Here is a 9,073-nt window from a genome sequence, read left to right on the forward strand (position 1 = left end):
TGTGTCGACTGCTGGTGAGCTTTCTGATATCGCTAATGTTCCCAGGTCAAGGAGCTATGATGTTCTTGAATCCCTTGAGAAGAAAGGATTCATTGTGATGAAATTGGGCAAGCCTATCAAGTATATCGCTGTCCCGCCCGAAGAGGTCCTCGAGAGGGTCAAGAAGAAAGTACAGGAAGACAGCTCAAAGCAGATAACCATGATCGAAAGCCTCAAGAATACAGACGTCCTTTCTGAGCTTAAGCTACTGCACAACCAGGGCATCGAGCTGGTCGAGCCAACAGACCTTTCCGGCGTATTCAAGGGAAGGAATAACCTATACAATCATCTTGAGCTGATGGTAAAATCTGCTGAGAAATCAATAACGCTCATGACCACAACAAGCGGTTTCATCAGGAAATCAGATGCCTTCCAGAAAGCAATGGAGAAGGCAAAAGAAAGAGGAGTAAAGATCAGGATCGCCGCACCAGTCACAAAAGAGGCCCAAGGCGCATTACGGGACATATCAAAGCTAGCAGAAGTGAAGAGCTTCAAGGACATGAAGGGGAGATTCCTTGTAGTCGACGGGAAAGAAGTCATGTTCATGCTGCTCGATGACGAAGAAGTGCATCCCACTTATGATGTCGGTGTCTGGGTCAACACACCATTCTTCGCAACAATACTAGAGAAGCTGTTTGACCAGAACTGGAAGCAGACAAAGTAATCCTTCTATTTTTTTCCTTAATCCGGATATAATATCAATCAATATCAACCCAAATCCCATACAATATATTCTATATTGAAAATAATATTACAAAATGATATTACAAAATCTTTATTAAACAACATCATATAGGGCATACCACAATGCAAACTCCATCAGACCAAACTTCATCTAACCACACCACACCAAACTTCTGCGGCATGGAAGAACAGGATTTCTCCAAGAGCAAAGCAGTGGTGCTCCCTGTCGCTTATGAAGGCACAGTAAGCTATCTAAAAGGAACCTCAAAAGGCCCGGCAGCAATAATCGAAGCATCAAGGAATATGGAGATCTATGACATCGAACTCGATGTGCAGCCAGATGAAACAGACATATTCACAACAGAAGAGATAACACACAGAGGAGAGAACCCAGAAGAGATGATGGAGAAGATCAAGAAAGAATACAGCATCCTCCTAGATTCCGGGAAATTCATAGTCATGCTCGGCGGCGAGCATTCAGTGACAAATGGAGCACTGCAGGCGCTAAAGGAAAAAGGATTCAAAGGAAGCATACTCCAGATAGATGCACATGCAGACCTGCGCGAGGAATATGAAGGCACAAAGAACAACCATGCATGCGCAATGAGAAGAGCAAGAGAGATGTTCCACTGCGTGCAGGCCGGCATAAGGAGCATGTCAGTGCAAGAAAGCAGATTCATCAAAGACAACAAAATAGACACGATCTTCTATGCACCACTCACAGAAGAGAAGATACCTGAAATAATATCAAAGCTCAAGGATGATGTATATATCACCATAGATCTTGACGGCTTAGACCCAAGCATAATGCCTGGTGTCGGAACACCAGAACCGAATGGCCTGAGCTATGAGTTCCTGCTAAGATTATTGCGAGCAGCATTTGAGAAAAGAAATGTGATAGGGGCAGATGTAGTCGAACTAATGCCGCTCCCAGACAACAAGGTATCTGATTTCACAGCATCACTGATAACATACAAGCTCATATTATATAAGCTCTTCCTGGCAGATTAGCCACTACAACCAGAGAGCAGAAAACAAAACCTTTATAAATGTAGCTCCGTTTAAAAAGGCATACAATTCATATTCAAAAAAGGAGGATGATAACATGGCATTAAGTGTTGAAGGACTGACACTGAGCATAATCATTGGAACCCTTGCTGCAATCGTGTACAGCCTAAGAATTCTCGTGCTTCTTGAAAGAAGGATCGCAAGGATGGACCTCAATATCGAGAGGATCACCAGGAGAATAGCAGCAGAAGAACTGGTAATCGAGAGACAAGAGTCCCAAATCCTGAAGAAGCTCAAGAAAAAGAGATAATTTTTTTCCATTTCTTTAAAATGATAAAACATGTCTCACTTAATCATGGCTGGTTCTATTATTACAGGCTGCACACAAAGAAGGTCGCAGAGCTGTGCACAGGATTTCCGGAACTGAACACATACCTGGAAAAGATGTTCACTGAATGCCCAAATGACTATTTCCTTGATGGGCCCAGATCATCGCACCTCAAATTCAACCTGGGCATAGATGTCAGCTGCATAGGGCTCCACGAAGTGTCCGGCCTGGCGAAAGAAGGCCTGAAAAGCAAAGCATACAAGACTGCGCATTCAAATGTCGAATGCTTCATGCTGGAAAGGGATGACAAGACAATAGCAGTCGAAGTGCCCATATGGCTTCACCCCTATGAGATAAAGATGTACGAAGAGATCTTCAAATCAAACAAGCCACTGTCAGGCCACATAGACATACTCAGGGTGGAAGACGGCAAGATATGGATATGGGATTATAAACCCAAGGCCCACAGAGAAAAATATGCCGACACACAGACATTCTTCTATGCATTCATGCTGAGCAAAAGGACAGGGATACCTCTCGAGAAATTCAGGTGCGGTTATTTTGACGAGAACAATGCATATGCCTTCAAGCCAACAGAGGGAATCATCGCATGAAAACCAATATGCCTGAAGCTGCAAAAACACTGAACGAGAAAGTGCAGAGATCAAAGGCAAAGAATTCAAGAGAGCTGATGAGATACATATCCATGTCAATCAAAAAAACCGGCAAGAAGGATCCGCTCGCAGAAAATTCTCTTAAATTCATGACATACCTGCTCAGACCATACCATGTCCTTGACCTCAAGCACACAATCAAAGAGAGATACGAAGAGCTGGCCCATCATTTATCTGCATCAGACGAGAAAATCGCGAAGCTGGCCTCAAAAAAGATAAAGAACGGATCAAAGATCGGCATCTCAAGCAACAAAGGACTCGTGGGGAAAGCGCTGGGAAATGCGAGATCCGACAGAAAGAGATTCACAATATCCAAAATAGAGGATCCTGAAAACGACATTATACTGGCTGAATGCGAAGCAGTGACCCCCTATGGTGCGGTAAGCAAAGCGCTGCGCGGTAAGAGGACCGGGCATGCCCAGACCTTCCTTCTCTGCAACACACACAAATTCACAAAAAGGGATGAGAGAAAAGGAATCCCAGATATGGTTATCATATCTGAGCTAGGCATCCATAAGCATAAAGCACTCCTTGAAGAAATAAAGAAATATCCCTGGCTCACTTCTTAGAGCGAATCTTTTTCTTTGCTGTTTTCCTGGCAGGCTTATCCCTAGTGACCCTGACCTTGGGTGATCTGGCTGCCTTCGGCCTTGCAGCCGCTTTCCTGACCTTAAGACCCATTATCCTCTCAATATCAGAGATATCACTCCTCAATTCAGAGATCTTCTTGACATTGTCATCATGCTGCATTATCGCGCCGCATTCAGGACACTTAAAATTGAAATTCGAGGCCTGATCAAAATCCAACCTCATGCAGTTGTTGTTACAGAAGAAAAAGAAGCCTTCTTCCTCACGCCCCAGCCTCTCCTGTAGCCTGACTAGCTTTCCTGTCATGATCTCATCCATGAGGAATCTCACACGCTTCGGATTGAAGTTCCAATAATAGATATACCATCCTTTCTTCTTATCCTTTCTCCTGGCGAACGAAACAAGATCCCTGTGATATAACCTATAAAGCATATTCCTTGTCTCATTGACCTCCTGCTTCAGGGTCTCAGCAAGCTTAAACTCAGAAATATTCTTCTTAGCCCTCAGAATCTTGACCAGGGGCATAACATCCTGTCCAGCGATATCTGTGACAACCTCTTCAATTATCTTGTTAGACAGCTTCATCCAAACCACATGACTCTTTTTTGCAATATAACAGGAATTTCCTCAAAAGGGGGATTTATAAATATTTTCCTAAAATCCTGCAAAATAATTGGCTAAAAAACCCCTAAATCCCAGTATAAGCTGGGATTGGGAAGATTACAGGTTATATAAACATTTCTGTGTCGTTACTTGAAGATAAACAAAAAATAATTGAAAATAAAATCAGAAGAAATCTTAGATCCATCCCAAAACACCAGAAAATCCTCATATATACAAATAGGGGGTTATAAAGCCACTCCAATCACAAAAAAAGAATATTCATCCTTCTATGGATACTGAGCAGGCATCTAATCCTATCAAAAAATTTATAAAAGCCCCCCAGTTCCGTCAGCAACGAGGGCAACATGGTAGAAGGAAAACACAGATCAAGATCATTAAGGCGAGTCTTTGTAAAAACTCCAGGCGGCACAAACAAGATACAGTACAAGTTGCGCAAGCCATCAAAAGCCAAGTGCGTGTGCGGTGCAGAGCTCCAAGGCGTGCCAAGAAAGACAACAAGACAGATGAAGAACACGCCGAAGAGCAAGAAGAGGCCCCAAAGAGCGTTCGGCGGGACACTCTGCTCAAGATGCACAAGGAAAAAGATTATTGAGAATTCTCGATAATCTCTTTTTATTTGAAAGTGAATCCATGACGGCGACGTCACGGAGGATAAAATAAAAACGAGAGGATAAACATGATCGAAATCGGAAGAGTCTGCAAGAAACTGGCGGGTAGAGACGGAAACAACTACTGCATCATAGTCGATGTGCTGGATGACAAGTATGTGCTGATAGACGGCAATGTAAGAAGGAAGAAGTGCAATGTCTCACACCTTGTCGAGACAAAAGACAAGACAGATATAAAGAAGGGAGCAGACACAAACGCAGTCCTCAAAGCACTGGAAAAGCTGGGCGTGAAAATACTAAAGAGAACAGCGCCAAGAAAAAAGAAACAGGAGAAGCCGGCAAGGGTGCGCAGGAAGAAAGAGAAGCCTAAAAAGGCAAAGCAAGAGAAGAAACCCACAGAGAAGAAAGCCGAGAAGACAGAAAAAACAGAGACAACAGACAAAACATAATCTTTTTATCCAACCTTTTCCAAATATTTCTCAATAAAAATTCTTTTCAACCCTTCCAAACAGCCCAGTGATATCCAGCTCCAGCACTGCAACAGGATAGTCAAGCGAAAAATTCTGCAGGACCTGCGGGTGCATCTCGCCGATGAAAGCAATCTTCTCATTGCCGACCGAGACCCTGCCGACCCTCCCCGGGATGAAAGAAGGATGGGAGACCTCATCAATGCCGTACACAAGCCCGAGATTTGCAAACAGATAATCAAGAACCTGCTTAATCTTGGTGAAATTCGCTTCAGCAGAGCAGAGAGTCACGCAAAGCCTGATATCCTCCCTGACACCTGTTTCAGTATCGCCCTTCCTGAAAACAGTATTGATCTCAAAGATATCCTGAGGATATTCATAGCTCTTGTTCCTAGCCAGGATCTCGAGATGATTGGGCACAATCCAATACCTAAGGACATTGTAGTCTGATGTCAAGGCATTCTTCAACTCAACAACATCAGCATCAAGCAGCATCCTACTGCACTGGACATCCTTATTCGAGATATGATATGAATTGACTTCAAGAAGCCCCAATCCGAGCAGGATATGAGCAATCTTCCTCCTGAAAATCTCAATAATGTCCTCTCTCGCAATAGTGGACACCTCAGGTATCTCCTCCTTGAAACTCTCAAAACCATATGCAATGGCTATATCCTCCACAAAATCCACCTGATGCATGATATCAGCACGATAGCAAGGGACAGAAACCCTGCCTTTCGAGTATCCAAAACCCATCTTTCCCAGAAGCTTTTTCACATCAGGTTCAGAAAGCTCAAGCCCCAGGCGCCTATTTATATAAGCAAGATCAAGATCCCACAGTTCAGGCTGCATCTCCGGCGAAACGATCCTCTCATCAGGGTACTCCAAGACCATCTCATGTATCTCGCCACCCATGTCAGCCAAGGAACAGAGGATTATGTTCAGCAATCTGCTCTGGGCCTTCATGTCAAAGCCGGATGTCTCAATGAACACATCAGTGGTCTTATCACAAACCTTGCCAGTCATATGGGAGTTGATTATCGGCGGCATGGACAGAACATTGCCGTCAGCATCCTCAAAGACAGGAAAAAGATCCTTGCCTTCAAGAAGATGAGCGAACTCCCTCCCTGTTGGATGCTGCCCTAGGATCTGCAAGCCATTGAGCTTCTTATCCATCTCGAGAGGAACAAAACATATATCCTTGGGCTTCTTTGCCCTATAATAGATCGGAAGCCTGATCTTCTCCAAGGGATAGATCCCAATAGCTGCCTTCTTCCTGTTCCTGCAGAATGTGACATGAAGCTTCTCCTGAAGCTGGATTATCTCCCTTATCTTCTCGTCATCAAACTTAAGGTTCTTCACTATCGCGCACATGGTATAAGGCCTCACTTTCTTCACGCTCGGCTCGACAATCACACGATAATCTGATTTCCTCACCTTGTATTCCCTGAGGCCGGTCTTGACACCTATGAACGAGGCAAAAGCCCTGGCAAAACCCTGCTCAGAAAGCATATCAGGACGATTCGGGAAGATCTCAACGACAATATCATTCCCCTCAATCTTCTCCAGATCAGTACCGAGCATGGAAATACGATCCTTGAGACTATCATCATCAAGCTTCTTGCCAACCAGCTTCTCGAATTCCTTCCTGTTTATGGTTATTGTCGGCATAACATCATCCCATTGTCATCATCTAAATATTGTCTTCTCTCTATTGTCCTCGCTCCTTCATTTCATCCACTTCTTCAGCCTTCTCAGCTGGCCGATATCATTCCTGTAGAGATCCCTTATATCTGTAAGACCAAAATATTCCATAAGCTGCCTGTCCAATCCCGGACCCCAAGCCAGAACCGGAACATCAATGCCGAGCAGAGGCTTCACGACCTCGGGCCTGAAAATCCCGGCACCGCCGAGCTCAACCCATTTCTTGTGGACAGGATGGAAGACGTCAATCTCGACACTGGGCTCTGTATACGGGAAGTGAGCAGGCCTGAACCTGGCTTCAGGAAATCCTATCTTCCTGAAAAATTCCTTGAGATAACCCAAAAGATGCCTGAAATTAGCGTCCTGGTCTATCACAATGCCCTCGAACTGATTGAACTCAAAGAGATGGCTCCAATCCATTGTCTCATTCCTGAAATTCCTCCCGACTGCAAAGAATTTTTTCGGAAGATCAGACTTCTTCAGCGAGGCGAGAGTGCGGGCGCTCAATACAGTGGTGTGGGTCCTCAGCACATTCTGTTTGGCCTCATTCTCATCCCAAGGCTTGCCCCAGCCTCTTGATCCTGTGTCCCCTCCTCCCTCATGAACTGCCCTGACCCTGGCGACAAGCCTCTTATCAGGAAGCCTGCCCTCAGACGGCGATTTAATGAAAAAAGTATCCTGCATCTCCCTCACAGGATGATCCTGTGCAGTGAAGAGCGCATCAAAGTTCCAGAAAGATGTCTGGGCATACTGGCCTGACATCTCCTCGAATCCCATATCAAGCCATACACGCCTCGCATAATCAACCACATCGCAAACAAAATGACGCCTGCCCCCATTTATCCTCGGCACATTTATCCTGACATCATAACGCCTGAATTCCCCACCTTTCCAGGAACCGTCCTTGAGCATCCCGGGCGTGAGCTTCTCGAGAAGCCCCATCCCCATGTCTGATGAGGCAACTTCCTTCCCCAAGGGAGTCAGCTTCGCGTACTTAGTCTTGCTGGCTGCCTTCTTTATTATCAGAGGCCTCTTGCAAAGCTCATCAAAGGCAAACTTCTCCTCTGGTTTCAGGGATGAAAGCTCCATATAACCTTTCCCGAGCTTCATGATAAGCCTGTCCTCCAAAGAATCCTTCAGAAGCATGTTCTTCCCATTCTCCTGAATGCTGAATCTAGGCCCTGGCAGGACGATTATCGCGCCTTTCTTCTTCAGACTGCCGATGCAGACACCCAACTCATCCTTATCAAGAGATGCAGCCCTGCCTATCTCCTCAAGAGAAAGAGGCTTTTTCCTGACTGCTTCCAGGAACCTCTTCTCAGGAAGGCCCTTGTCAGCATAGACAACACCATTCTTATCCAGAGAAATAAAATCAGCAGATGACGACTCAATCTCAACAAGGCCCTTATTAGAAAGCCATTGGAAAGCCCTCATCACCTTTATCTCTTCAAGCCCTGTCGCAGAACAGACATCATCCAGGGAAGCCCGGCCTTTCAGAGAGCCAAGGACAGCCGCCTCTACCTGAGAAAGGCCTTTCGCTATCCACAAAATGTCAGTCTTAACCTGCTTCTTCGGCATGCGTTCACAGATAAGCGAGAATTATATAAATGTTATCAAAAAGAAAAAAATCATTTGATGTTCTGGTTTGCAGGCTTCATGTTCTTCCAGGCAACATCAAACAGGTTCTCCATGGCATTCGCGTAGAAAGGCGTGTTGACCCAGATGCCGACATCATAAGTCGGGTGAACCTCTGAGTCGTTAAGGACCATGAAGACGAGCTCCTTGCTGTCAACAATACAGAACCTCGCTTTCCTGTCAGTATGCCTGACCTCAGCAACAGCACCGACATCCTTGAGAGCATTCATTGATTCCTTTGTCATAGGTGCTGCAATCCTTATCTTGACACCCTTCTTCTTCAGCTTCTCAAAAACCGGCTTCAATCCCTCGACCTTCCTGATGAAACCCTGGGATGTGGACATGATAGTCACAGATTTCTGTGCGTTCTTGATACTCATCTCAAGGTGATTGTAGAGATTATGCCTCCCTTTCAGGGAGCCGCTCAGATCAGACGGCTCGATCAGCTCGATGCCCTGGGTGTGGAGAGTCTTCAGCTCGTCGAGAATCTCAGTATCCTTGAGCTCCTCAAGCCTCAGCACCTGCTTCTCTGACTCACTCTTGATGTTCTTCTTGACCCTCTCGAGGACCTCTTCGGGCGGGACAGCGATATACTTGATAGGCTTGCCCAATTTGGTCACAGCAAACCCTTTCTTCTCAAGGGATTCAAGAACATCATAGCTCCTTGACCTGGGAACATTAGCGATATCAGAAAGCTCACCAGCAGTCGACACA

At 45.3% G+C, this 9,073-nt stretch carries 11 protein-coding genes; 7 read left to right on the forward strand and 4 right to left on the reverse strand.

What is annotated here, in order from left to right; genetic code table 11:
* From JW968_01315 to JW968_01335, 5 genes are all read left to right on the forward strand, one after another.
* Window positions 1-703, forward strand: a 703-nt coding sequence (locus tag JW968_01315) for a TrmB family transcriptional regulator (protein MBN1385598.1), incomplete at its 5' end; no start/stop codon positions are given.
* Between the two features lie 143 nt (window positions 704-846).
* A complete protein-coding gene (gene speB, locus JW968_01320) occupies window positions 847-1,734 on the forward strand; it encodes an agmatinase (GenBank protein ID MBN1385599.1) in 888 nt (295 codons plus the stop codon).
* A gap of 94 nt (window positions 1,735-1,828) precedes the next feature.
* Complete coding sequence (locus JW968_01325) at window positions 1,829-2,041, forward strand: hypothetical protein (GenBank protein MBN1385600.1); 213 nt, start codon at window positions 1,829-1,831, stop codon at window positions 2,039-2,041.
* A 20-nt stretch (window positions 2,042-2,061) separates the two neighbouring features.
* Complete coding sequence (locus tag JW968_01330) at window positions 2,062-2,673, forward strand: PD-(D/E)XK nuclease family protein (GenBank protein ID MBN1385601.1); 612 nt, start codon at window positions 2,062-2,064, stop codon at window positions 2,671-2,673.
* Window positions 2,670-3,302 carry a hypothetical protein gene (locus tag JW968_01335; GenBank protein ID MBN1385602.1) on the forward strand — a complete coding sequence of 211 codons (633 nt, stop codon included), beginning with the start codon at window positions 2,670-2,672 and terminating at the stop codon, window positions 3,300-3,302. The genes JW968_01330 and JW968_01335 overlap by 4 nt, the downstream gene beginning before the upstream one ends.
* On the opposite strand, the gene JW968_01340 is transcribed toward JW968_01335, so the two are convergent.
* Window positions 3,292-3,906 (reverse strand): hypothetical protein, encoded by a 615-nt coding sequence (locus JW968_01340; GenBank protein MBN1385603.1) that lies wholly within the window; start codon window positions 3,904-3,906, stop codon window positions 3,292-3,294. The genes JW968_01335 and JW968_01340 overlap by 11 nt on opposite strands.
* A gap of 383 nt (window positions 3,907-4,289) precedes the next feature.
* On the opposite strand from JW968_01340, the gene JW968_01345 reads away from it, so the two are divergent.
* Together JW968_01345 and JW968_01350 are read left to right on the forward strand one after the other, a co-directional pair.
* Window positions 4,290-4,550, forward strand: coding sequence for a 50S ribosomal protein L34e (locus tag JW968_01345; protein ID MBN1385604.1), 261 nt, complete (start codon window positions 4,290-4,292; stop codon window positions 4,548-4,550).
* A gap of 65 nt (window positions 4,551-4,615) precedes the next feature.
* The gene (locus tag JW968_01350) at window positions 4,616-5,002 is read left to right on the forward strand and encodes a 50S ribosomal protein L14e (protein MBN1385605.1); all 387 of its coding nucleotides are present in this window, start codon (window positions 4,616-4,618) and stop codon (window positions 5,000-5,002) included.
* Window positions 5,003-5,032: 30 nt separating this feature from the next.
* On the opposite strand, the gene JW968_01355 is transcribed toward JW968_01350, so the two are convergent.
* The 3 genes from JW968_01355 to JW968_01365 form a co-directional block, all read right to left on the reverse strand.
* Window positions 5,033-6,691, reverse strand: coding sequence for a phenylalanine--tRNA ligase subunit beta (locus tag JW968_01355; GenBank protein MBN1385606.1), 1,659 nt, complete (start codon window positions 6,689-6,691; stop codon window positions 5,033-5,035).
* A 57-nt stretch (window positions 6,692-6,748) separates the two neighbouring features.
* Entirely contained in the window at window positions 6,749-8,302 is a 1,554-nt protein-coding gene (locus JW968_01360; GenBank protein MBN1385607.1) for a phenylalanine--tRNA ligase subunit alpha, read from the reverse strand.
* A 50-nt stretch (window positions 8,303-8,352) separates the two neighbouring features.
* Window positions 8,353-9,073, reverse strand: a 721-nt coding sequence (locus JW968_01365; protein MBN1385608.1) for a TrmB family transcriptional regulator, incomplete at its 5' end; no start/stop codon positions are given.

The sequence above is a fragment of the Candidatus Woesearchaeota archaeon genome, from assembly GCA_016928155.1.
Classification (GTDB): Archaea; Nanobdellota; Nanobdellia; order Woesearchaeales; family JAFGLG01; genus JAFGLG01.

Coding starts and splice junctions, on each gene's coding strand:
- speB (MBN1385599.1), top strand. CDS start 847: ATGCAAACTCCATCAGACCAAACTTCATCTAACCACACCACACCAAAC.
- JW968_01325 (MBN1385600.1), top strand. CDS start 1,829: ATGGCATTAAGTGTTGAAGGACTGACACTGAGCATAATCATTGGAACC.
- JW968_01330 (MBN1385601.1), top strand. CDS start 2,062: ATGATAAAACATGTCTCACTTAATCATGGCTGGTTCTATTATTACAGG.
- JW968_01335 (MBN1385602.1), top strand. CDS start 2,670: ATGAAAACCAATATGCCTGAAGCTGCAAAAACACTGAACGAGAAAGTG.
- JW968_01340 (MBN1385603.1), bottom strand. CDS start 3,906: ATGAAGCTGTCTAACAAGATAATTGAAGAGGTTGTCACAGATATCGCT.
- JW968_01345 (MBN1385604.1), top strand. CDS start 4,290: ATGGTAGAAGGAAAACACAGATCAAGATCATTAAGGCGAGTCTTTGTA.
- JW968_01355 (MBN1385606.1), bottom strand. CDS start 6,691: ATGCCGACAATAACCATAAACAGGAAGGAATTCGAGAAGCTGGTTGGC.
- JW968_01360 (MBN1385607.1), bottom strand. CDS start 8,302: ATGCCGAAGAAGCAGGTTAAGACTGACATTTTGTGGATAGCGAAAGGC.